Here is a 22479-nt window from a genome sequence, read left to right on the forward strand (position 1 = left end):
AAATTAATCCTCCTTAATAGTTTCTTTTTTTATTTTTTGCTTATCTAATATATGTGTCACATCTGCTTTCATTGCAGCAATTAAAACTTCTTCAACAGAAGAACTAAAATCTTTACTATCGCTTTTTAATAACCCAATATTGCTTAATTGATTTATGGCATCCTTTAAACATTTAAACTCTTCTCTTTTTTCTAGTAGTTCCACTTCGTCAGTTATTCCATATTTCCAATATTCCTCAGGAAGCTTAGATAAAACTACTAATCTCTGTAAAACGTTTTTGCTCACTGGCTTCTTACCACTCTCAATTGAACTGTAAAATGATTCACCTATTTTTAATAGAGTAGCCATTTCTTTATTATTCTCTAAGCCTAATTCACTTTTAAATTTTTTTAATCTATCAACTATTGTCAACACAATCACCTCAATTACCATTATATATGATTTTACATAAATGTAAAGTAGGCAAACTAAATTTGCTAAAAAGAAAATGTGATTAAATTCGATATAATCCGAGCTTATTAGAGTATGTATGAGACAATGTGTTTAAATAGTAAAATATAAGAGTTTGCTAAAAGGCAAATTAAAGTTATTATAAATGTATCGGATGAAGCAAAGGAGGGGAACGAAAATGGATCTTAAGCAGCTTAGGCTAGACACCGGGATAAAATTAATGAAATTAGCTGAAATACTTGAAATCAGCAGGCAACAGTACAGCAACATTGAAAAAGGGAAAGGAAAAATGAATGCAGGAAGAATTGAAAAGCTTTCAAAGAAATTCAATATTGAACCGTTACTAATTTTAAAAGCATGGGAGGAGACAAAATCAAATGAAAAAAGATGTTGAATACACTGAACTACTACTTAAATTATTGGATAGTATAAAAAATGAGGGCAAGTAATGGACAGGCTTTTAACTAAAAAGGATTTAGCTGAACGATGGCAAGTAACTGAAACATCAATTGATAACTGGAGAAGAGAAGGAACGCTAACAGCATGTAAGGGTATGCCAGTAATAAGATTTTCACCACAACATATTGCAGAACTTGAAGGTGCTAAACTTGAAAAATTTTCTCCGTTACAAAGAAAAAAACTTGAGAAAGAATTAGAAAATGAAATTAAAATAGTTGAATTGAGGGACAGAGAAATAGCAGAATTAAAATCTAGAATCACAAGAATGTTATCAATAGGTGCAGAGGTTATCTATTCAAAGCAAGCATAGTCAAATAAACACATCTTAATAATTCTAACAACATAACACCGCAATGGTGTACAAGCTCTAGCAGAGGGCAATAAAAATATAAAACAAACAAAGGTTTAGAAAAAACAAATTAAAAGGAGATTATTAATTATGAAATCAACTGGAATAGTAAGAAAAGTAGATGAACTTGGAAGGATAGTTATTCCAATAGAATTAAGAAGAACTTTGGGTATAGAGATTAAGGATGCTTTAGAAATATATACAGAGGGTGATACTATAATTCTTAAAAAATATACACCTGATTGTATTATCTGCAGCGAGAACGATAACAACCTAGTTAATTTTAAAGGTAAATGGGTATGCAAAAGTTGCTTGAAAGAAATTGGAAAAAGCAAACTTCTATAAAGCTCGAGGGAATATGAGGGGAGTTAAATAAAAGAGGTGATGAATTGATAATTTGTAGTGTAGGGAAGTGTCCAGTTGATAGTAAAAATCCTATTTGTTGTATGTACTGTGAGAAAAATATTCGTTGTGTAAATGCATGTAAAAAAATTAATAAATCATGTTCTCTACAATTAAATAAAGAAAAGGCTGCTCTGTAAAGCAACCAAAAGTTAAAAATTCTTAGTAACATTATATCAAATGAAAGCGGGGTTGTATAGGTGGAAGAAAAATACAGACAATCACTAGAAGAAGTACTAACAAATTTAAGATCTATTGATGGGCCTAATGATGCAGATATCTACATCAATGACTCAATTAAAACAATTGTTAATGTTTTAAAGGAGGCTACTAAATAGATGGAAACCACATGGAGTTATGATGAAGCTACGGACTCATATACAAGGGGGGAAATATAAATGGCTGAATTACAAGTACAAACAAAGGTAACACAGATAATACCGGCTAAGGTTAGTTTTAACTATGCTGAGATAGATACACAACTGGATGTAACGCTTAAGAAATACAATGGTTTAGTATTTACTGAGGACACAGTAAAAGAGTGTAAGAAGACCATGACAGAACTTAGAAAAGGTAAAAAATCTCTAAATGATTTTAGGATAAAAACTAAAGCCTTATTAACTGAAGACATTACAAAATTTGAGGATCAATGTAAGAAGTTAAATGATAAGTTTGACACTGTTATCAATCCAATATCTTTACAAGCTGATAAGTTTGAAGTTGATAGACGTGAGCAGAAAAGGATAGATATTCAAACTATCATAGACACCTTAACTGATGAAAGATTCTTGGAATATAAATATTATAGTCAGTTAGTAATTACAGAGCAAATGCTGAACAAAGGTACCAAAATAAAAGCTATTAACATAGATTTAACCAATCAAGCGGATCTGTTATTATCCCAACAAAATATAGAGGAAGCCAACATTGAACTTATTAAAAGTAAAGTTGAACTTGCTAATTCGCAATATGGTGTCACTCTACTAAATAATCTGTATCTGGGATTATTGGAAGATGGTAAAGACATTAATAGCTTAATTAAAATGATTAACGAAAATGCTGAAAAAACTAAGATTGTGGCTGAAGAAGCAGAAGCTGAGAGATTAGCGATTGAAGCAAGAAAAGCTGAAAGAAAAATCAAGCTTGAGGCTGATAATGTAGCACAAAAAAAAGCAGACAGAGTTAACCATGAAAGGCAAATTGAGCTAGAAAAGAGAAGGGAAGCTGATAGGGCCAAATGGAAAGCTGAAGAGGAAGCAGAATCTGAAAGATTAGACGCTATAAAAAAAGAAGAGTCACGAGTGAACGAAGCTAAAGTTATTATACCAGGTCCTTCTAAAGTAGTAGAACAAGCCAAATTAAAAGCTACTGAAACTTATACAGTTACTGGAACAGAGACACAGTTAGATGCTCTCGAAGAATATCTAAATGACAATGGCTATACCTGGATCTAAGGAGGTTGATATAGATGGCTGAAGAATAGCACTCATAATGTTCAAAGGTTATCAGGAGCATATGGAATATTCTTATAAGACTGATATAGAGGACTTGAAAGAAGGGGATGTTGTTTAGTTCCAACTAACAGCGCATACTCAATAGGTTATTTTTCAAGGTACTCAAATATTAAGCAGCATGTTAAAAATGCTACTAAAGTAATTGTTCAAAAAGTAGATATTGAAACTTATGAAAATAAATTGTTTTTAGGAGGTTTTGATTAGATGAGTAGATTGAAAAAGCTAGCATATCCAGCAGAAAATAATGAGTTTATATATGTACCTAAAAGAGTAATTGATTTTATAAGTAAGGGCGCCATTATTACTGATCAACATGTTGAAGGTAGCGCCGGAGGAAAACTTGTACTTAAATATGAATCTAAGACTGGTAGTAGCCATGGAACAATGGAAATAAATGATATGGGTCCAGATATAATAAAAAATAAAAAATCTAAGGAGGAAATATAAATTATGAAAATAACAGCAGAATTTAATTCAAACGAGGAACTTTTAAGTTTCATAGGTGCATTTGGTACTAAGGGTCTTATATCAAGCGGGGTTACTAGTGTAAGCGACATAGCCCCATCTGTAGAAATTAAGAAAGTAGCTAAGGGTGAGGGTGCAAAAAATGGAGACAAGCCTGCAGAAAAGATTAAGCCTGAAGATACAAAGGAAGTAATTAAAGATGATATTACACCTAAAGATGATGCCCAGAAAGAAAAAACAAAAGGTGGAGAACCAAAAATAACTAAGGAATTAATAAGAGAAAGACTCAGCACAATTATGAAGTCAGGTAAGCAGAAAGAGGCTAAGGACTTATTAGCTAAACATGGTGCTAGTAAATTACCAGAACTAAAAGAAGAAGAATATGCAGCAGTTTATAAGGAAGCCGAGGTACTAATTTAATGGCACAACATGCAATATTAAGTGCAAGTGGTGCTAAAAAATGGTTGACTTGCCCGCCTAGTGCAAGATTGGAACTACAATTTGAAAATAAAACATCTGAAGCTGCAGAGGAGGGAACATTGGCCCATGAGTTAGGGGAGTTAACACTTAGGAAAGAATTAAAATTTATAAGTACTAGAAAATTTAATTCAGAGTTTAAAAAGATAGAAGCACATGAACTTTTTACAAAGGACATGCCTGACTATGTAGATATTTATGTAAACACTTGTATGGAGAAAGTTTCAGAGGCTAGAGCAAAAACACCTGATGCAGTTATTAATTTAGAACAAAGACTTGATTATAGTGAATGGGTACCTGAAGGATTTGGTACTGGGGATATGGTTGTTATTGCAGATGGAACGATTGAAATTATTGACCTTAAGTATGGTAAGGGCGTTCCTGTAAGTGCTATAGGTAATACTCAAATGCGGCTTTATGCTCTAGGAGCTATATCAGAGTTTAGTTTCTTATATGATATAAAGAATGTAAAAATGACTATTATACAACCTAGATTAGATTCTATCAGTACTGATGAAATCTCAGCGATCGATCTTTTATATTGGGCCTCTGAGAAGTTAGCCCCAGCAGCGGCTTTAGCTTTCAAAGGTGAGGGAGATTTCTGTGCAGGAGAGCATTGTAGCTCGGGTTTCTGTAGAGCTAACGCAGTTTGCAAAGCCAGAGCTGATAAGAACATGGAACTAGCAATATATGAATTTCAAGATAGTTCAACATTAAGTATAGATGAAATTGCGGACATCATTGGTAAATGCAATGAATTAGCTAAGTGGGCCAAAGATGTACAAGAATATGCTTTAGAGCAAGCAGTCTCGGGTATTGCATATCCTGGATGGAAATTAGTTGAAGGTAGGAGTAATAGAAGGTATACAGATGTTGATGCTATATCAGATATTCTGATGGATGAATTCACTCAAGATAAAGTATATAAACCTGCTGAGATACTTGGCATATCTGCTATGGAAAAATCAATAGGTAAGAAGAGATTTGGTGAACTAGTTGGGGATTATATAGAAAAACCAGTAGGTAAGCCAGTATTAGTTGTTGAGACTGACAAAAGAGAAGTTTTCAATAAAGCCACAGCAGATTTTGAGATGGTTCCTAATGGCTAAAAAAGTATATGACACAGAAAAGATTTTATATCTTTATGAAAAATACGGAACACTCACAGCAGTCCATATGCGGTTGGGATATGCCCCAACAACAATAAAAAAAATATTGTTAGAAAATGAAGTAGAACTAAAAAAGTATGTACCCGAAAGATAGGATATCAAACAAAGATTTATCTAATAAAAAATAAGAATACGAAGGAGATTATTAATTATGGCAAACGTTAAAGCAATGAGAACAGGAACAAAGGTAACTACAGGAAAGGTTAGATTAAGCTATGCACATTTATTTGAGGCTCATGCAATTGAAGGAAATGAACCTAAGTTTTCAGTTAGTGTAATAATTCCTAAGACAGACATTGATACACTTAAAGCAATCAAGGAAGCGGTTGAGGAAGCTAAGGTTCAAGGCAAAACTAAATGGGGTGGCAAAGTTCCAGCAACGCTAAAAACTCCTCTAAGAGACGGTGATGTTGAAAGACCAGATGATGATGCATATGCTAATTGCTATTTCTTAAATGCAAGTAGTAAAAATAAACCAGGAGTGGTTGACCAAAATGTCCACCCAGTATTAGATGCAACTGAAGTATATTCGGGATGTTACGGAAGATTAACAATTAATTTTTATGCATTCTCTGCTTCAGGTAACAAAGGTGTTGCAGCTGGACTTGGAAATGTACAGAAATTAGAAGATGGAGAATCATTAAGTGGTGCATTTACTAAGGCAGAAGATGACTTTGGTTCAGTAGAAACTGCAACAGATGATTTCTTAGGATAGAAATAAGGAGTGAATTAGATGGATACACTTGCAATTGATGTAGAGACATATAGCAGTGTAGATATTTCAACCTCAGGGGCTTACAAATATGTACAGGCCCCTGATTTTCAAATAATGCTATTTGCTTATGCTTTCAATGATGATGAAATTAAAATAATAGATTTTATGAATGATGAATATTTACCACAAGAAGTGAATGAAGCTTTAAATGATTCTAAGGTAATAAAGACTGCATTTAACGCAAACTTTGAAAGAAATGCTATAGAAGCAGATACCTTTGATATATATTGTCCTCCTGAAGAGTGGCAATGCACTATGGTAAAAGCTTTAACAATGGGGTTGCCTGGTAGCTTGGGTATGGTTGGTAAAGCAATGCATTTTGAAGAAGATAAACAAAAGATGAAAGAAGGTAAAGCCTTAATACAGTATTTCTGTAAGCCCTGCAAACCAACAAAAGCAAATGGCGGTAGAACTAGAAACCTTCCTGAACATGATCCTGAGAAATGGGAAATATTTAAAACATATTGTATTCAAGATGTAGAAGTCGAAAGAGATATAAGAAATAAATTAAGTATATATCCAATCACAGAAGATGAACAAAGATTATGGGAACTGGACCAACACATAAATGATAGAGGTGTTGGAACTGATCTAGTTATGATAGAAAAAGCTATTGAGTGTGATGCAAATTATTCTATAAGACTTAGAAATGAAGCTGTAAAAATAACAGGCTTAAGCAATCCTAATAGTGCGGCACAGTTAAAAAAATGGATAGGTAACAGATTAGGTCATCAAGTAACAAGCCTTACAAAAGAGAGTGTGCCAGGACTTTTAGAAGAGGCTGAGGATGATGATGTAAAAAGAATTTTAGAACTCAGGCAACTTATGGCCAAAACATCTATTAAAAAGTATCAAACAATGAAAAATGCTAGATGTATTGATGGAAGGGTGAGGGGTTTACTACAGTTCTATGGTGCTAACCGTACCGGCAGATGGGCGGGTCGTCTTGTACAAGTTCAAAACTTACCACAGAATCATTTACCTGATTTAGAGGATGCACGTAATTGTATAAAAGATGGAAGATTTGATGAAGTAGAGTTTCTATATGACAGTATTCCAGATACTTTAAGCCAACTTATAAGAACTGCTTTTATACCCAGGGAGGGTAATAGATTTATGGTAGCAGATTTTAGTGCTATAGAAGCAAGGGTAATTGCGTGGTTTGCCGGAGAGAAGTGGAGAATGGATGTGTTTAAAACTCATGGCAAAATATACGAGGCCTCAGCATCTCAAATGTTTCATGTTCCCATTGAATCAGTTACAAAAGGTAGTGATCTAAGAGCAAAAGGAAAGATAGCAGAACTTGCACTTGGGTATGGCGGTAGCGTTGGAGCTCTTACTGTAATGGATAAAAGTAAAAGCATACCTGAAGACGAATTTGCTGGTTTAGTTAGTAGTTGGAGAAGTGCAAATACCCATATAACTAAGTTTTGGTGGGACTGTGATAAAGCTGCTAAAAAAGCTATAAATGAAAAAACAACAGTATGTATGCAGTTTGGACTTAAATTTATTTATGCGCCAGGAGTTCTGTTCATTCAACTACCCTCAGGTAGAAAATTAGCTTATGTAAGACCTTCTATAGAGGATGGTAAGTTTGGTAAACCAGTTGTTACTTATGAAGGAATGGCACAGACAACAAAGCAATGGACAACACTTGAGACTTATGGACCTAAAATTGTAGAGAATATTGTTCAAGCCACCGCAAGGGATTGTCTAGGTGAAGCAATGTTTAAAGTACAAAAAGCTGGGTATGACATTGTAATGCATGTCCATGATGAAATAATAATGGATGTTCCTAAAGATTTTGGAAGCATGGAAGCGGTGAATAATATCTTCAGTGAACCAATAAGTTGGGCACCTGGTCTTCCTTTAAAGGCTGATGGATATGAGTGTACCTATTATCAAAAGGATTAAGACACAAACTCAAATTAGAAAGTTGATATATTCTAAAATGATTTGTGTCATTATTTGAAAATATATCAAATGCTTTTTTATTGTTTACAATTGACACGTATTACAAAAGCAATATCTTGATCATTATGTGAAAGATGATTATGTTCCCGAGCTTCAACATCTGCATCACCACTAATAATTTTACAGTGCCCAAGCCAAGGACCATTTGGATGTTCATTACATTTGGCCATATAATTATCGCCTCCCATTAAAGGCTCAACTCCAGGTTTCTTAGCTATTTTTGTTTTGTTATCCATATTTTCTTTCACCACCTTTCTAATTATATATTGTCCTTTTGCTATTATTTTATGTGGGAAAATTGAAAAAGATTTAATAATCTTTTACACAAATAAGGAGGAAACAATGGATTTAACAGTAGGAGTTTTAGAAGATAAACTGAGAAAATTTTCAAAGGGAATACCAATCAATGTTAGTTGTGAAGTATGTCATCATGGAGCTATGGGAAATGAAACCATAATAAGTGTTGAAGATAAAACTAATCAATCTTATGGGTATATTGAGTTAACACTTAATGCTTCAAGTAAGCCTGATGTAAAAGTAACTAAGGATGAAAAAATATTCTATGATGCTGAGATAAAAAGATTAACAGAAATTATAGACCTCAGGGATAAGAAAATTGAAAGATACGAAGGTTACATTAACTCAAGTATCAGTGATGCTAATCGTGCTTTACAGGGAAGATATTAAATAAATTTATGAGGAGAATGAAAAATGGATAAGATTAGAGATATTCAAATAAATGAAGCGGTAATACATGTACTTGATAATAACTCAGATGAACCAATTCTAAACAACTATATGTTGGACCTTACTGAAGAGGTGTATAAGTTTATTTTAAGTCATTTGGAAAGGGTACTCAAGGATGATAATTTAAAATGTGCGTTCTTTAAAGAGAAAGGCACACCAGTAAAAATTTATAGTCAAGAGTACTTGGATGGGAGAATGGATTTAAATAGTTTTTCTAAGGAAGCTGCAGGTGAGTTATTTGAAATCATGGAAACCACGGAGGGTATTCCATCTTGTGATCTTTTGGTTGTCTCTTTCAATACCGAGTATGGTCCAATGATAGGATTATTAAAAATAGATTACATCAAGCAATACACTCACAAAGTTAATATAACTGATAATAATGTAGATATAAGATTACAGTCTATAATAACTGGATTATCAGATAAGAAAAAAGTACAAAAGTGTGCATTTATTAGACCTATACATGCTGGTCAAGACTATGATCTTCTCGTGCTAGATAAGAAACCTATGGTAGATGAGGATGGTGCCAATTATTTTCTAGATACCTTATTAGGATGCAATTTAATTAATAATGATAGAGATTATACAAGAGCTTTTATGGCTTTAGTTGAAGTGTGGACAAGAAGTAATTTTAAAGAAGAAGCATTCAAAGCTGAGAAATTAAGATCTTCTGTTAAAAGAGTTCTTAGAGATAATGAAGATATTGACATATATGAGTTAGCAGAAGAAATAATCTTACCTAATGAGCCAGAGGTTAAAAAAGATTTTATTGCATATCTTCAAGCGCATAATATCGAAAGATTTAAAGTTGATAAAGAATATTTAGATAAAAAACTAAGTAATGTAAAAATTAAAGTAAGTAGTGCTATAGCATTAAATATTACTGGGGATGCATATGCAGATATTAATAAATTTGAAATTGTAAACAATGGTGATGGATCAATTAACATGGTGATTAAACATATAGAAAATTATGTGGAGGGGTAGAAGCTATGATTGATGAAGGGTTAAGAAAAGCAGTAGAGACATTATCATGGGAAGAGCTCCAAAGAGCCAGCAAGATTCATCCTCAATTTGTGGACATGCATCATGGTTATGCAGTTATTAAAGAAGAAACCGAAGAGTGCGAAGAGGCTTTGGAAGTTGTTAATGATCATATGGATAGTTTATGGTACCAAGTCAGAAATGATAATTTAGAGGAGTTTAAAATTGAAGCCGAGGTTATCAGAAAGTATGCAATAGAGTTATCATTAGAAGCCATCCAAGTTGCAGCAGTAGCTCAAAAACTTATGGATATTGTAGAGGAAAGTAAATAGTGGAGGTGTGTTATATTTAAAAGAATATGCCCTAAATGTTTTGCTAGAGGGTATTCTTCCACATCACATGATGCGTGGATCTGTGGAGTTTGTAAATCAGAAATCCCAAGATTTTAAGAGGCTGAGGTTGAGAGTAAGAGGTGTACTAAGATAAAACTTTGATATAAATTTAGCTCTTTGAAAATTGAATAATTACGGTATTGAAAATAAATAACATAGAAGTGCTTTATTAATATGTTATAATTTATAGTAATAAACATAATTATTTAATTATGTTAACAATAAGTAATAAAGTTAATTAAAGTTTATTATCATATAATACTATTTGATAAACATAAAGGGGGAAACTATGGATAAATTATCTATTGGAATATTCGACTTCGAATTGCATCGGAAAAATGCAATTGCAGAATTTACGAAAATTAGGCAATCTCATGTTGCATTTAGCGATACAATTCAAACAATTTTAAAAAAGTGCCTTGAGGATAAAAATATTAAATACCATTCAATTGAATCTAGAGCAAAATCAATTGAAAGTTTTGCTGAAAAAGCATGTAAGGCTACAAAAGATAACCCAAATGTACCAAAGTACGTTAATCCAATTAAGGAAATAACTGATTTAACCGCAGTAAGGATAATTACATTTTTCCCAATAACAATAAGTGAGGTAAATCAAGTTTTAGCTGACGAATTTATTATACTAGAAAGGAGTGATAAATCGGAGATTTTAGAAAAAAATGAAAAACTAGGATATAAAAGTGTACATTACTTAATAAAGCTTACAATATCTAGGGGAAATCTGTCAGAATATAAGGAATTTAATGGTATGATTGCTGAGGTACAAGTGCGTACAATATTGCAACATGCATGGGCTGAAATAGAACATGATATTGAGTATAAGTCTGTAACGGTTATACCAGCAGATATAAAAAGACGTTTTATGGCTCTTTCTGGGCTATTAGAAATTGCAGATAGAGAATTTGAATCAATACAAAATGATAATGAGACACTGAAGAAAGTATCAAGAGTATCAGTAAATTCAGGTAAGTTTCAAGGTATTGAAATTACGAAGGATTCTTTAGGAGTATATTTAGATAAGAAACTGGGGGGGAATAAAATTAAGAAAGATGATGATTTAAATTATGAGGTAGAGGCCTCCTTATTAATAGAAATGGGGTTTAAGTACTTAGAGCAAGTAAATAATTGTATAAAAAATTACGATTGTGACAAAATCCATAAATTATTATCTTGGGATTATAAATCACAAATAGATGTACTTGATGATCTGATTATAGCTGGCATGGGTGAAATTTTCATTAAAAGGCATCCTTACAGTAAAATGGCCCCGAAAGACAGTGATTATTGGATCGAAAGGTGGAATGAAGTACTGACAAAATTAAGAGATGCAGGAATTATAATAGGAGACTATCTACCAGAAAATAATTTGTATAGCTCAGGTTATAACGCATAAATTTAATTAAATAACTAACTTAAATACCGTAAAATTCAAAACTGAATTTTACGGTATTTTTATGTGTATTCCAGGAAGAATATCAAATAACAATATATGTAGGAAAGGGGGTGATATTTTGGAATATGTAACAGAGGATAAGAAAATTATAAGAATTAAATATGATGGATCTGTATCACTGGCTACAGGTAAAAATAAAAAAGAGATCCATTGGAAAAACAAGAATATGCTTTACTCAGCATTAATTGAAAAGCTAAGTACTACGACAAGAACTCCTGAGACTTATGCTGAATATAAGAAAATGCCAAAGACTGATAGAGATAATATTAAAGATGTTGGAGGCTTCGTCGGTGGATCACTCAAGAATGGTCGTAGGAAAGCTGAGAATGTTGCGAATAGAACAGTTTTATCCTTAGATTTAGATTATGTTAATGGTGATGTGTGGTCCAGTATAGAAATGTTATGGGATTTTGGATGTGCAATGTATTCAACTCATACACATGCACCGGATAACCAAAGACTAAGATTAGTTATTCCTCTTAGTAGACCAGTATTACCTGATGAATATCAAGCAATAAGTAGAATGGTTGCAGATGATTTAGGAATAGATCAGTTTGATGATACGACCTATGAACCTTCAAGATTAATGTATTGGCCAAGCACTTCAAGTGATGGTGAATATATATTTAAAGTTCAAGATTTAGCATGGTTAAATCCTGATGAGGTACTAGCTAGATATGCATTTGGATGGCAAGATGTAAGTTATTGGCCTGAGAGTTCAAGAGCTAGAGCAAAGATTACAAGTGATATTAAAAGACAAGAGGACCCACTTGAAAAAAAAGGTGTTATAGGTGCATTTTGTAGGACCTTTAGTATCAGTGAAGCAATAGGTGAGTTCCTGAATGAAATATATACTGCAGGTGCTGATGATACAAGATATACATTTACAGATGGAAGTACCACTGGTGGAGTTGTGGTTTATGATGATAAGTTCAGTTTTAGCCATCATGGGACGGATCCTACAAGCGGGATATTATGTAATGCATTTGATTTAGTAAGAATCCATAAGTTCGGGCACCTGGATGATGATGCTAAGGAAGATACACCAGTTAATAGATTACCTTCATTTACCCGTATGACAGAGTTTGCGAGTAGTAACGATAAAGTAATGCAGACTTTAGGTAAAGAGCGTATGGAGAAGTCTCAAGAGGATTTTGGGGTAGTTGAGTCTGATGAGGAAATTAATACTGAATGGGTGAACGAATTAACATATACACCTCAGGGAAAATTAAAAAGCACTATAAGTAATTTCTTAGTAACAATAGAGAATGAACCTCTTCTTAAAAATAAAATAGCTTACAATGAATTTTCTAATAGGGCGGTAGTAACTAGTAAGCTTCCATGGAGAAACAAGGATAATAAAAGTGATTGGTCTGATATTGATGATAGTGGACTTAGAGAGTTTGTAGAGAAGTATTATGGGATAAGTTCAACAGCAAAATGCGCAGATGCATTAGCACTAAGTTTTGAAAAACATGCATTTCATCCAATTAAGGATTATCTGAATTCTCTTAACTGGGATGGTGCAAAAAGAATAGATACTTTATTTATAGATTACCTTGGTGCCGAAGATAAATTATATGTAAGAACAGTAACAAGAAAAATAATAGTTGCTGCAGTAGCAAGAGTATTTGTTCCAGGTATTAAGTTTGATAACATGCCAGTACTAAGTGGCCCTCAGGGAATAGGAAAAAGTACACTAATTAAAAAGTTAGGTAAGGAATGGTACTCAGATAGTTTGACAACAGTTCAAGGTAAAGAAGCATATGAGCAATTACAAGGTGTATGGATGATAGAAATGGGTGAGATGATGGCTACAAAGAAAGCAGATATTGAAGCCACCAAACATTTCTTATCTAAGACAGAGGATATATACAGAGTTGCATATGGGAGAAGGACAAGCAGATTTCCACGTCAGTGTGTATTTATTGGTACAACTAATGATAATGAGTTCTTAAGAGACAAGACTGGTAATAGAAGATTTTGGCCAGTAGATGTTGGTGTGGTACCACATACTAAGAATGTGTGGGAAGATATGACTAATTATGAGATTGACCAAATATGGGCTGAGGCCGTGGAGCTATGGAAGAATAAAGAGCCACTGCATTTGACTAAGGAGGAGGAAAAAGAAGCAGCTGTGCAACAAGACTCACATAGTGAAGAAAGTGCAAAGGCTGGTCTAATTGAAGAATATCTAAATAAACCTATTACTGCTGATTGGTATGACTTAGGTATCATAGATAAGAGGAATTACATCCAAGGGTCTGATTTTGGTGACCAACCTGAGGGAAATATAGTACGGGAAAAGACGTGCGTTATGGAGATTTGGTGTGAGCTTTTCAGTGGTGATCCTAAGCAACTTTCTTATATGACCTCTAGAGAAATTACTGATATTCTTAAGGGCCTCTATGGCTGGAAAAGTCATGAGGGTAGATTAAGATTTGGTAAAATATATGGTACACAAAGAGCATTTACGCGTGAACAGGTATGAATTTATGCGTGAACAAGTTTGAATTTACAGTTTTTACTAATGTGAACAGCGTGAACAAAGAATTTAGGGTTGTTCACACACTTGTTCACACTATAAAGTTAGTAACATCAAAGGTTTAGGGGTTAGTGTGAACAACGTGAACAGGTATTACTTATATAGTAGTATTTATTAATTTAGGCATATACACGCGAGAGCACCTGCGCCTAATCACGTAAATACGTGTGCGTAAGGAAAACCTGTTCACACTGTCACACCTAAAAAAAGGAAGATGATTAAAATGAGAGAAACAAGAATTGAAAAAAGACTTATAAAAGAAATAGAGAAAATAGGCGGAAAAGCATTAAAGTTTGTTAGTCCAGGAGTGACAGGAGTACCAGATAGGATTGTCCTTTTACCACATGGAAAGATGATATTTGTAGAACTAAAAGCACCAGGTAAAAAAGAAAGTCCAATGCAAAGATACAGAGCAAAGGAATATAGAAATTTAGGATTTGATGTTAGGTGTATAGATTCAGTTGAATTGATAATTAAACTTATAGAAGAGGTGAGAGGGTATGCAATTTGTACCTCATGAATATCAGCAATATGCGATAACACACATTATGGATCATGAAGCTTCAGGCCTCTTCCTTGATATGGGACTTGGAAAAACTGTAACAACATTAACCGCGATAGATGAGTTGTTGTTTCTGGGTGATGTAGATAAAGTTTTAGTTATTGCACCATTAAGAGTTGCAGAAGATACTTGGAGCACTGAGATAGAAAAATGGGATCATCTTAGTCACTTAAGAATATCCAAGGTCTTAGGTAAACCAAAAGAAAGAATAAGAGCAATGAATAAACCCGCAGACATCTATGTCACTAATAGAGAAAGTGTAGAATGGTTAGTTAAAGAATATTTTGATAAGTGGCCATTCGATATGGTGGTTATAGATGAGTTGAGTTCTTTTAAATCAGCTAAAGCAATTAGATTTAGATCTCTAAAAAAAGTAAGACCTTATTTTAAAAGATTAGTAGGACTTACAGGAACACCAGCACCTAACAGTTTAATTGATTTATGGCCACAATTGTATTTACTTGATGGCGGTGAAAGATTAGGAAAAACAATATCAGGGTTTAAGCAACAATATTTTAGACCTGGAAGAATGAATGGTTATATAGTTTATGATTGGAAATTAAAAGATGGTGGAGAAGATGCAATTCATCAAAAGATAGGGGATATATGCATATCTATGATGTCAAAAGATTATTTAAATATTCCTGAAAGAGTAGATAATATTATAAATGTTAATTTACCTGAGGATGTAAAAATCAAATATAAAAAACTAGAAAAGGATTTAGTAATAGAGCTTGAAGAAAATGATATTACAGCAGCTAATGCAGCAGTACTTACAAATAAATTATTACAAATGTCAAATGGTGCAATATATTCTGAAGATAAATCAGTAGTAGAAATTCATGAAGAAAAATTAAAAGTGTTACTAGATCTTATAGAAGCAGCCAATGGTAAACCAGTATTAATATTCTATAGCTTCAAACATGATTTTGATAGGATAGTTAGATATTTAAAAGCTAAGAAATTAAAAGCAGTTGGTTTAAAAGAATCAAGTGATATAAAAAAATGGAATAATGCAGAAATTCCAATACTTTTAGTTCATCCGGCATCTGCAGGTCATGGACTTAATCTTCAATATGGTGGAAATATCATAATATGGTTTGGACTTACTTGGAGCTTAGAGTTATATCAACAAGCTAATGCAAGACTTCATAGACAAGGGCAAAAGAAATCAGTAATAGTTCATCATATAGTATGTAAAAATACTGTTGATGAAGATGTTATGAGGGCACTAGGTAATAAAGAAATAAATCAGAGTGCATTACTTGAAGCAGTAAAAGCAAGAATAAAAAATATAGAAATAACAGAGTAAGAGGGGGCTAAAATTATGAGATATTCTGCAAACTTTGATGAAGTAATAAAAAAAGCGGTAACGGAAGCAATTAAGGAGTTTGATGTAAAGCAAAAGGAAGGTTCAAAGACTAAAATATTTCATAATACTAAATTGCTTTTGATTAATTACAATAGTCTTTCAAAACATTATAAGAATGCAGTTGATAATTTGGACTATATAGATCTTGATGAAGAGGATGAGAATTCATGTGAAAGTATAGAATCGAATGATAAACTTTTTATATTATCGATAAGACGAAGCAAGTTCAGAACGATGATCATGGTGAGTCATATTAAGGCAGCATTAAAGTCTTTACAAGAAGAGTGTATTGAGAAAAATCAGCTAAATAAGTATGAAGTAATCGAAATGTATTACTTGCAAAATGTACCATTTGACAAAATAGCGGTTGAATTAAGCTGTGCAGAGATGACTATTAGAAGGTGGAAGAACGAGATGATACAAGCCTTGGGAGTGTATTTATTTGGGGTAGATGCACTGTGATAAAAACATGTTAAAAAGATGTTATTTACATGTTAATTGAAGTGTGTTAAAATGATACTATTAAAAAGTGTAATTGCAAAGCATCGGGAAATTCTTTAATGAATTGTCGGTGTTTTTTCTTTATATTAGACCAGAAAAATATGGTCACAATGAAATAAAAATAGTGATATATGATAAGCAAGAGTACTAGTGAACAGCTGGTACTATTTTTATTTGGAGTGTTTACTAAGTAGGAGGTGATTAGATGTTAGATGAAAGACAAATTAAAGCAATAGAGTCAAAGGTAATGGGTGGAAATATTACTGATATGGCAAGGATAGCGGGTGTTACTAGGAATACCATTTATAAATGGATAGAATTAGAAGAATTTAAGGCTGAGGTAAGCAGGTGTCAACAGGAGTTTATATTCTCTACGATACAGATAATCACCGCCTACGCCCCTAAGAATGCCCAAGCTCTAATAGACCTGGCTGATAGTACTACCAACAGGAAGATTGAGTTAGATGCTAGGCTCGCTCTGTTAAACAAGACTATGCCTAATACAACTAAGATAAGCATAGATGATGGCAGAGACACCAAGGACAACGTGACTGTTGATGTATTGGACAAAGAGATAGAAGAGTTTGATACTGAATAAGCTTTTGAATATATAGTTCATTTAAGGCATAGTCTAATTGAATAGGTATATATACATTGATTCTATTCGTATAGAATCAATTATGTAATTAACGGATATATATTCGCGTAAGTTATTGACGCCAAACGAACAAATTGATATACTATATATTAAGAAGTTAAAGGAGTGTGTAGTATATGAATGTAGCATATGTGAGAGTATCAACGGTTGATCAGAATGAAGCAAGGCAGATAGAGGGATTAAAGAAGTATGATATAGATGAATGGTTTATTGAGAAGGTCAGTGCTAAGGATACCAATAGACCTAAGTTACAAGAAGTAATTAAGTTCGCAAGGAAAGGTGATACGGTATATATACATTCACTTGATAGGTTAGCAAGGAGTACTAAAGATCTATTGGATATAGTAGAGCAACTTCAAGCAAAGGGTATTCATTTGGTTAGCAGTAAAGAAGCAATAGACACTTCAACAGCAACTGGTAAACTAATGCTAACAATGATAGGTGCTATTAATACATTCGAAAGAGAGAACATGTTAGAACGACAACGTGAAGGTATAGCAATAGCAAAAGATAATGGAGTCTATAAAGGCAGGAAGGTCATTGAGTACCCAAGTAATTGGGATGATGTATATACTAAGTACAAGAATAGAAAGTTACAAGGGAATGAAGCAATGGACATGTTAGGATTAAAGCGAACTACATTCTATAAATTAGTGAAGCAGTATGAAGAGGGATAATACCTTCTTCTTTTTTATTAAATAAGTTAGAGTGTGAGCTTCCATACAATTTAAAACACCCCCACCACCCTTTATTTGAAAAAGATTTTTAAATGGTGAGGTTGGCTATATATTTTCCCCAACATTTTTTTGATCTTCAAAACAAGGTGCCCTTCCCATAAGACATTGCTCAAACAAGAGTGGTGTCTTATTTAAATATAAAAGAAAACAAACGGGTTAAACCTGTTTTTTTAAAACGATGATAGAAAACTATTAATAAGAGGTGAGTGTTTTGGATGAAGCAAAACAGAATAGAAAGTTATTATATACTCACCTGAAAAAAATATTTAGTCCTAAAAAAGCAGCTGAATTAATGAAACAACATAACGACCATTTATTTGATTTTCATGGATTAGCATGGAGTGTAGGTAAAAGATCGTTAGAGTTTTTTTGTATGTATTTCTTGCAAGATGTATTTTTACCCAAGGAAGATAATGCAGCGGCTCCTATAGCACAAGTGCATAGAGATATATGGAAAGAAATACAAGAGTCCATTATAGGAAATGGAGAAGATCAGATTGGTAGAATAGAACCCAGGGGAACTGGTAAATCTGCATTTGGAACATTTGCCACTTCTATGTGGGGTCATTCTTATGGATTTAAGAAATACACACTGATATGTTCCGATATAGGGTCTACTGCTGAAAAATTTGTTAAGGATATAAAAAATACATTTTTGAATAATGATTATATATATAAGGCGTTTGGTAAATTACTTGATGACAAGGATAAGAGATATGTATGTAATACAACTCAGCTTGAATTTACAAACAAGACTTACATAGAGGCTATATCTTCTAATTCAAGTATGCGTGGTAGAAAATATGATAATTGTAGACCTGACTTAATAATTTTAGATGATTTTCAAAGTATAGATGACTGCAGGACTGATGAAGCTAGAATTAAAAAGTGGACCAGGTATTCCAATGATGTTAAATTTGCAGTACAAAAAGCGGTAAGACGTAATGGCAAAATCGTTAAAAAAGGTACAACTCTCATAGCTCTAGGAACTCTTCAACATAAAGAGTGTTTTTATTCTAGGCTAATTAAACAGCCCACGTGGAAGTTTAAAAATGACAGAGGTGTTCTGATTGATGATTTTATAAATGAAAAAGGTCAAAATGTTAATGGACTTGATTATTACTTTAACACTGGTTTATGGCTTAAATTTAAGATAGTGTTATTTAATTTTAAAAATGAAAGTCATTTAGAGGATGCTAAAGAATTCTATTGGTCCAATATTGATGCAATGCAATATCCAATGCTATGGGCTGAATTTTGGGATTGTTTAGATATGGCCCTAAGTTACTACGAAAACCCAACTTCTTTTAAACAAGAAGTCCAGGGCGATGTAGATTCCATAGGAGAAAAGAAATTCAAAACTATTGCTACAGAATCAGCAGGAATAATTGAAAGTCATGAATTTATAAAAACTATGCTTTGCGTAGATCCTTCAGGTACGAAAACTAAAACCAAAACAAAAAACAAGGATTATTTTGCTTTTGCTGTTTGTAGTGTGTGTGAAAATAGTCTTAAATATATTAGAAAAGGTGAGGTTTTCAAGTTTGAAAAAAATAGAGAGTATGAGGATTACATAAATCATACTATCATGTTGTTAAAAAAATACCCGGATATAACTCATTTAGGGGTGGAAAAAAATACATATGGTGGCGCAGATTGTGTTCGTTTTGAGGAATTAATAAAAAATGATGTTAAATTAAGCAGTCGATTCATTGAAATCGTCAATTTCCCTCAGACTAGAAATAAAGATGATAAAATCAACACCATAGTTGCGAAAGTGAATATGGGCCAGATAATTTTCAATGAAGAGGATGTTGAGGCAATTGAACAAATAAAAGAGTTTTCTGGGTGCGAACATAGTTTATATGATGATTTCCCAGATGTTGTTGCTGAAGTAGCCAATAGAATAGATGAAATAGAATATATAAATGCAAAATATAAGGATGAAGTTTATAACAAAGGTATGGGACTTAAACAGAATATACTAGCAAAATATGAAAGAAAGGGAAGGAGGGTATTCTGATGAATCCAAGAGATACAAGAGAAAAATTATTAGGCTTAAGCATTAAAGAAAAAAAAGAAAAAAAGAAAATATTGAAAGATTTATTATTTTATCGCGGTGAGTGTGAAGAAGAAAATAAAGAAGCCGCAGTATTAGATAATGATTTGTTAGGTCAAAGCTGGATTAACACAGATGATTTAGATTACGTTCCCTCGCAGGTTATAGATAATAAGGTTAAACCCCTTATAGGAAAACAAGCGCGCTTTATGTTTGGCGAATCTCCTAATTTATTATTAAAACCATTCAATAAAGAGAATAAAGAATCTTGTGAAAAGTTAAGGCAATATATAGATGCAATACTTAAAGCAAATAGGTTTTGGAGCGATACTTTAAAGGCCTTTAGACTTGCAACTGTAACTAAAAGGGTAATGTTGAGACTAGAGGCTAATCCTGGACAACCTATAAAATTATATTATCATGATTTCAATGATTTTAGTTATGAGCTAAGTGCCAATGATAGCATTAAATTAAATAAAGCAATAATCGTAAAGCAAGATGCATCAACTATAAATGTAGAGGAATCAAAACAAATATGGAATAGATACACTTATTTTATGTCAAATAAAAAAGGTGAAGAATCTAGTTGCTACCTGAAAACTGAAACTTTTAACGGAGACAATTTAGATAAGCTTATAAGTTCAACAGAACAAAATACCGGACTCCGAAAAATTCCTTGTTGGGTTATTACAAACGAACAATGTCTTAGTGATCCAAGCGGAATTAGTGACATAAAGGATTTAATACCACTACAGAATCAAATTAATAGAAGAACTTCAGACTCAGCAGATGCAATTAGGTTTGATATGTTTGGATTAAATATAATAAAAGATGCTACGGAAGACAGTGTTAATAAAGCTAAAATAGCACCTAACTCTTTACTGGCTCTAGTTTCTCTAAGCGGTAAAACAGCAGATGCAAAGAAAATCGAAAGTACTTTTCAAAATGCAGCGGCGGCTGAAAATTTTATTAAAAGATTAGAAGATTCTATGTATGAAAAATTAAGCATTCCAAAACCGGAACAATTAACAAATATTCCATCCGCCAAAACTTTAAAGTTTGTTTATTCTGAGCTCGTTTCTCGTTGCGATGAAAAATGGCACGATTGGGAACCTACTATTAGAAGCATGATAAGGCTTATAGTTGAAGCCAGTGGACAGTTTAAGTGCTATGACGATTGGGATGGAACGTGGAATGACCTCCTATATAATATAGTAATTAGAAAAAATTATCCTGTCCCCGAGGACGAAGATGATAAACACAGAATTGCAATGGAAGAAGTAAACTCTAATGTTAGAAGTCACAGAAGTTATATAAAAGACTTTACCGATGAAGAAGATACTGAGAGCATAATACAAGAAATAGCAGAGGATATAACTACCATTGTAAATGCAGAACAAGGGCAGATGGTGCAATTATAAATTCCATCCTTAAGAGGTAATTAAAATGAATAATGAATATTTAAAATTAGTTGCAGCGGCACAAAAGAAAAGAATAGAAATAACAAAAGATAGCATAAAGCAAATTAGAGATTTATATAAAGATGTTGCAAAAGACTTAAGCAAAAGAGCCAGAAGTGCAAGTAAAGGAAGTTTAAATCAACGCTGGCTTAAAGATTATGGGAAGCAATTAAAATCAGACATAAAAGAATTAAATAAGATTTTAAAACCGGACATAGAAAATTCGATGCTGAAAAGTGCTGAAGGTGCTAGTTCGATTCAATTGGATTTTTTCAATATGCTAGGTATAAAATATAGTTTTAATAATAAAGAAAGTTTTTCAAGTATGTTTTCCAATATGCCTAAAGATGCACTAGCAGAGTTAACTAATGGTGGGTTTTATAAAGATGGGAGAGGACTATCCCAGAGATTGTGGGCCCATAATGGCAAAGCTAATGCAGATTTTGATTATATAATTGAGAAAGGCATAGCCGAAAAGAAAAGTACCTATGGCTTAGCGAATGATCTAGCCGATTTTGTTAACCCAGAGGTAAGAAAAAGTTGGGATTTTAAAAAGATATATCCTGGTGTTGGTAATAAAAAGATAGAATACAATAGCCTCAGGCTTGCAATTACTTCTATATCCCATGCTTATCAATTAAGTTTGCAAAGGTCATGTAAAGCTAATCCATTTGTGGAAGGAATCCAGTGGAATATATCTAACAGTCATAGAGGGACATGTGGGCTGTGTAAAAGCAGAGATAAAAAGATATATAAAGCTGATGACCTCCCACTCGATCATCCCATGGGAGTATGCTATTTTACTCCTGTTGTTGAAAAATCCATGGAAGATATAGGAACAGAACTGAATAGCTGGGTTAATGGTGGGAATAATACCAAGTTGGATGGTTGGTATAGAGAATATGGCAGTGAATTTATTTAAGTAAGCTTTAGAAATAAGGCTTTTTATTTCGT

26 protein-coding genes are annotated in these 22479 nt (G+C 33.0%); 24 read left to right on the top strand and 2 right to left on the bottom strand.

Features of this window, described 5'->3' with window-relative positions; all coding sequences use genetic code 11:
- Window positions 1-3 precede the first annotated feature (3 nt).
- Window positions 4-411: a helix-turn-helix domain-containing protein gene (locus LL038_RS02820; protein WP_216122348.1), complete on the bottom strand. Its 408-nt coding sequence runs from the start codon at window positions 409-411 to the stop codon at window positions 4-6.
- Window positions 412-628: 217 nt separating this feature from the next.
- Here LL038_RS02820 and LL038_RS02825 point away from each other — a divergent pair, with 217 nt between their 5' ends.
- The 11 genes from LL038_RS02825 (at window position 629) to LL038_RS02875 (ending at window position 7974) form a co-directional block, all read left to right on the top strand.
- The gene (locus LL038_RS02825) at window positions 629-844 is read left to right on the top strand and encodes a helix-turn-helix domain-containing protein (protein ID WP_152752684.1); all 216 of its coding nucleotides are present in this window, start codon (window positions 629-631) and stop codon (window positions 842-844) included.
- 54 nt (window positions 845-898) lie between these two features.
- Entirely contained in the window at window positions 899-1219 is a 321-nt protein-coding gene (locus tag LL038_RS02830; RefSeq protein ID WP_216122350.1) for a histidine kinase, read from the top strand.
- A gap of 129 nt (window positions 1220-1348) precedes the next feature.
- Window positions 1349-1603 (top strand): AbrB/MazE/SpoVT family DNA-binding domain-containing protein, encoded by a 255-nt coding sequence (locus LL038_RS02835; RefSeq protein WP_216122352.1) that lies wholly within the window; start codon window positions 1349-1351, stop codon window positions 1601-1603.
- Between the two features lie 257 nt (window positions 1604-1860).
- Window positions 1861-1998 (top strand): hypothetical protein, encoded by a 138-nt coding sequence (locus LL038_RS02840; RefSeq protein WP_216122354.1) that lies wholly within the window; start codon window positions 1861-1863, stop codon window positions 1996-1998.
- A 60-nt stretch (window positions 1999-2058) separates the two neighbouring features.
- Window positions 2059-3114: a DUF1351 domain-containing protein gene (locus LL038_RS02845; RefSeq protein WP_216122356.1), complete on the top strand. Its 1056-nt coding sequence runs from the start codon at window positions 2059-2061 to the stop codon at window positions 3112-3114.
- Window positions 3115-3378: 264 nt separating this feature from the next.
- The gene (locus LL038_RS02850; RefSeq protein ID WP_216122358.1) at window positions 3379-3621 is read left to right on the top strand and encodes a hypothetical protein; all 243 of its coding nucleotides are present in this window, start codon (window positions 3379-3381) and stop codon (window positions 3619-3621) included.
- Between the two features lie 3 nt (window positions 3622-3624).
- The gene (locus tag LL038_RS02855) at window positions 3625-4059 is read left to right on the top strand and encodes a hypothetical protein (RefSeq protein WP_216122360.1); all 435 of its coding nucleotides are present in this window, start codon (window positions 3625-3627) and stop codon (window positions 4057-4059) included.
- Window positions 4059-5225, top strand: coding sequence for a DUF2800 domain-containing protein (locus LL038_RS02860; RefSeq protein WP_216122362.1), 1167 nt, complete (start codon window positions 4059-4061; stop codon window positions 5223-5225). Before LL038_RS02855 ends, LL038_RS02860 begins: the two co-directional genes overlap by 1 nt.
- Window positions 5218-5379, top strand: a complete 162-nt coding sequence (locus LL038_RS02865) for a hypothetical protein (protein WP_216122363.1) — start codon at window positions 5218-5220, stop codon at window positions 5377-5379. The genes LL038_RS02860 and LL038_RS02865 overlap by 8 nt, the downstream gene beginning before the upstream one ends.
- A gap of 57 nt (window positions 5380-5436) precedes the next feature.
- On the top strand, window positions 5437-6000 hold the full coding sequence (locus tag LL038_RS02870) for a DUF2815 family protein (protein ID WP_216122365.1): 564 nt from the start codon (window positions 5437-5439) through the stop codon (window positions 5998-6000).
- Between the two features lie 18 nt (window positions 6001-6018).
- Complete coding sequence (locus tag LL038_RS02875) at window positions 6019-7974, top strand: DNA polymerase (protein WP_216122367.1); 1956 nt, start codon at window positions 6019-6021, stop codon at window positions 7972-7974.
- A 77-nt stretch (window positions 7975-8051) separates the two neighbouring features.
- On the opposite strand, the gene LL038_RS02880 is transcribed toward LL038_RS02875, so the two are convergent.
- The gene (locus LL038_RS02880) at window positions 8052-8270 is read right to left on the bottom strand and encodes a hypothetical protein (protein ID WP_216122369.1); all 219 of its coding nucleotides are present in this window, start codon (window positions 8268-8270) and stop codon (window positions 8052-8054) included.
- 106 nt (window positions 8271-8376) lie between these two features.
- Between LL038_RS02880 and LL038_RS02885 the strand changes: the two genes are divergently transcribed.
- From LL038_RS02885 to LL038_RS02945, 13 genes are all read left to right on the top strand, one after another.
- On the top strand, window positions 8377-8721 hold the full coding sequence (locus LL038_RS02885; protein ID WP_216122371.1) for a hypothetical protein: 345 nt from the start codon (window positions 8377-8379) through the stop codon (window positions 8719-8721).
- 24 nt (window positions 8722-8745) lie between these two features.
- Window positions 8746-9771: a nucleoid-associated protein gene (locus LL038_RS02890; protein WP_216122373.1), complete on the top strand. Its 1026-nt coding sequence runs from the start codon at window positions 8746-8748 to the stop codon at window positions 9769-9771.
- Between the two features lie 5 nt (window positions 9772-9776).
- A complete protein-coding gene (locus LL038_RS02895; RefSeq protein WP_216122375.1) occupies window positions 9777-10100 on the top strand; it encodes a hypothetical protein in 324 nt (107 codons plus the stop codon).
- A gap of 349 nt (window positions 10101-10449) precedes the next feature.
- Window positions 10450-11571, top strand: coding sequence for a GTP pyrophosphokinase (locus LL038_RS02900; RefSeq protein WP_216122378.1), 1122 nt, complete (start codon window positions 10450-10452; stop codon window positions 11569-11571).
- Between the two features lie 118 nt (window positions 11572-11689).
- Window positions 11690-14122, top strand: a complete 2433-nt coding sequence (locus LL038_RS02905; RefSeq protein ID WP_375293003.1) for a VapE domain-containing protein — start codon at window positions 11690-11692, stop codon at window positions 14120-14122.
- Between the two features lie 277 nt (window positions 14123-14399).
- A complete protein-coding gene (locus tag LL038_RS02910; RefSeq protein ID WP_216122382.1) occupies window positions 14400-14696 on the top strand; it encodes a VRR-NUC domain-containing protein in 297 nt (98 codons plus the stop codon).
- Window positions 14677-16050, top strand: a complete 1374-nt coding sequence (locus LL038_RS02915; RefSeq protein ID WP_216122384.1) for a DEAD/DEAH box helicase — start codon at window positions 14677-14679, stop codon at window positions 16048-16050. The genes LL038_RS02910 and LL038_RS02915 overlap by 20 nt, the downstream gene beginning before the upstream one ends.
- 15 nt (window positions 16051-16065) lie before the next feature.
- On the top strand, window positions 16066-16572 hold the full coding sequence (locus LL038_RS02920; protein ID WP_216122387.1) for a hypothetical protein: 507 nt from the start codon (window positions 16066-16068) through the stop codon (window positions 16570-16572).
- Window positions 16573-16816: 244 nt separating this feature from the next.
- On the top strand, window positions 16817-17209 hold the full coding sequence (locus tag LL038_RS02925) for a hypothetical protein (RefSeq protein ID WP_216122389.1): 393 nt from the start codon (window positions 16817-16819) through the stop codon (window positions 17207-17209).
- A gap of 176 nt (window positions 17210-17385) precedes the next feature.
- Window positions 17386-17946: a recombinase family protein gene (locus LL038_RS02930; RefSeq protein WP_216122390.1), complete on the top strand. Its 561-nt coding sequence runs from the start codon at window positions 17386-17388 to the stop codon at window positions 17944-17946.
- 262 nt (window positions 17947-18208) lie between these two features.
- Entirely contained in the window at window positions 18209-20029 is a 1821-nt protein-coding gene (locus LL038_RS02935) for a hypothetical protein (protein ID WP_375293004.1), read from the top strand.
- Entirely contained in the window at window positions 20029-21486 is a 1458-nt protein-coding gene (locus LL038_RS02940; protein WP_216122392.1) for a phage portal protein, read from the top strand. The genes LL038_RS02935 and LL038_RS02940 overlap by 1 nt, the downstream gene beginning before the upstream one ends.
- 25 nt (window positions 21487-21511) lie before the next feature.
- Window positions 21512-22447, top strand: a complete 936-nt coding sequence (locus LL038_RS02945; protein WP_216122394.1) for a hypothetical protein — start codon at window positions 21512-21514, stop codon at window positions 22445-22447.
- Window positions 22448-22479 lie beyond the last annotated feature (32 nt).

It is taken from the genome of Clostridium estertheticum, assembly GCF_026650985.1.
In the GTDB taxonomy this organism is placed as follows: domain Bacteria; phylum Bacillota; class Clostridia; order Clostridiales; family Clostridiaceae; genus Clostridium_AD; species Clostridium_AD estertheticum_C.

What these genes read in the sequence shown, in the direction of transcription:
- LL038_RS02930 (WP_216122390.1), top strand. Translation starts at nt 17,386, where the DNA reads ATGAATGTAGCATATGTGAGAGTATCAACGGTTGATCAGAATGAAGCA.
- LL038_RS02910 (WP_216122382.1), top strand. Translation starts at nt 14,400, where the DNA reads ATGAGAGAAACAAGAATTGAAAAAAGACTTATAAAAGAAATAGAGAAA.
- LL038_RS02880 (WP_216122369.1), bottom strand. Translation starts at nt 8,270, where the DNA reads ATGGATAACAAAACAAAAATAGCTAAGAAACCTGGAGTTGAGCCTTTA.
- LL038_RS02835 (WP_216122352.1), top strand. Translation starts at nt 1,349, where the DNA reads ATGAAATCAACTGGAATAGTAAGAAAAGTAGATGAACTTGGAAGGATA.
- LL038_RS02850 (WP_216122358.1), top strand. Translation starts at nt 3,379, where the DNA reads ATGAGTAGATTGAAAAAGCTAGCATATCCAGCAGAAAATAATGAGTTT.
- LL038_RS02895 (WP_216122375.1), top strand. Translation starts at nt 9,777, where the DNA reads ATGATTGATGAAGGGTTAAGAAAAGCAGTAGAGACATTATCATGGGAA.
- LL038_RS02885 (WP_216122371.1), top strand. Translation starts at nt 8,377, where the DNA reads ATGGATTTAACAGTAGGAGTTTTAGAAGATAAACTGAGAAAATTTTCA.
- LL038_RS02825 (WP_152752684.1), top strand. Translation starts at nt 629, where the DNA reads ATGGATCTTAAGCAGCTTAGGCTAGACACCGGGATAAAATTAATGAAA.
- LL038_RS02945 (WP_216122394.1), top strand. Translation starts at nt 21,512, where the DNA reads ATGAATAATGAATATTTAAAATTAGTTGCAGCGGCACAAAAGAAAAGA.
- LL038_RS02860 (WP_216122362.1), top strand. Translation starts at nt 4,059, where the DNA reads ATGGCACAACATGCAATATTAAGTGCAAGTGGTGCTAAAAAATGGTTG.
- LL038_RS02925 (WP_216122389.1), top strand. Translation starts at nt 16,817, where the DNA reads ATGTTAGATGAAAGACAAATTAAAGCAATAGAGTCAAAGGTAATGGGT.
- LL038_RS02855 (WP_216122360.1), top strand. Translation starts at nt 3,625, where the DNA reads ATGAAAATAACAGCAGAATTTAATTCAAACGAGGAACTTTTAAGTTTC.
- LL038_RS02830 (WP_216122350.1), top strand. Translation starts at nt 899, where the DNA reads ATGGACAGGCTTTTAACTAAAAAGGATTTAGCTGAACGATGGCAAGTA.
- LL038_RS02900 (WP_216122378.1), top strand. Translation starts at nt 10,450, where the DNA reads ATGGATAAATTATCTATTGGAATATTCGACTTCGAATTGCATCGGAAA.
- LL038_RS02890 (WP_216122373.1), top strand. Translation starts at nt 8,746, where the DNA reads ATGGATAAGATTAGAGATATTCAAATAAATGAAGCGGTAATACATGTA.
- LL038_RS02920 (WP_216122387.1), top strand. Translation starts at nt 16,066, where the DNA reads ATGAGATATTCTGCAAACTTTGATGAAGTAATAAAAAAAGCGGTAACG.
- LL038_RS02875 (WP_216122367.1), top strand. Translation starts at nt 6,019, where the DNA reads ATGGATACACTTGCAATTGATGTAGAGACATATAGCAGTGTAGATATT.
- LL038_RS02845 (WP_216122356.1), top strand. Translation starts at nt 2,059, where the DNA reads ATGGCTGAATTACAAGTACAAACAAAGGTAACACAGATAATACCGGCT.
- LL038_RS02915 (WP_216122384.1), top strand. Translation starts at nt 14,677, where the DNA reads ATGCAATTTGTACCTCATGAATATCAGCAATATGCGATAACACACATT.
- LL038_RS02870 (WP_216122365.1), top strand. Translation starts at nt 5,437, where the DNA reads ATGGCAAACGTTAAAGCAATGAGAACAGGAACAAAGGTAACTACAGGA.
- LL038_RS02865 (WP_216122363.1), top strand. Translation starts at nt 5,218, where the DNA reads ATGGCTAAAAAAGTATATGACACAGAAAAGATTTTATATCTTTATGAA.
- LL038_RS02940 (WP_216122392.1), top strand. Translation starts at nt 20,029, where the DNA reads ATGAATCCAAGAGATACAAGAGAAAAATTATTAGGCTTAAGCATTAAA.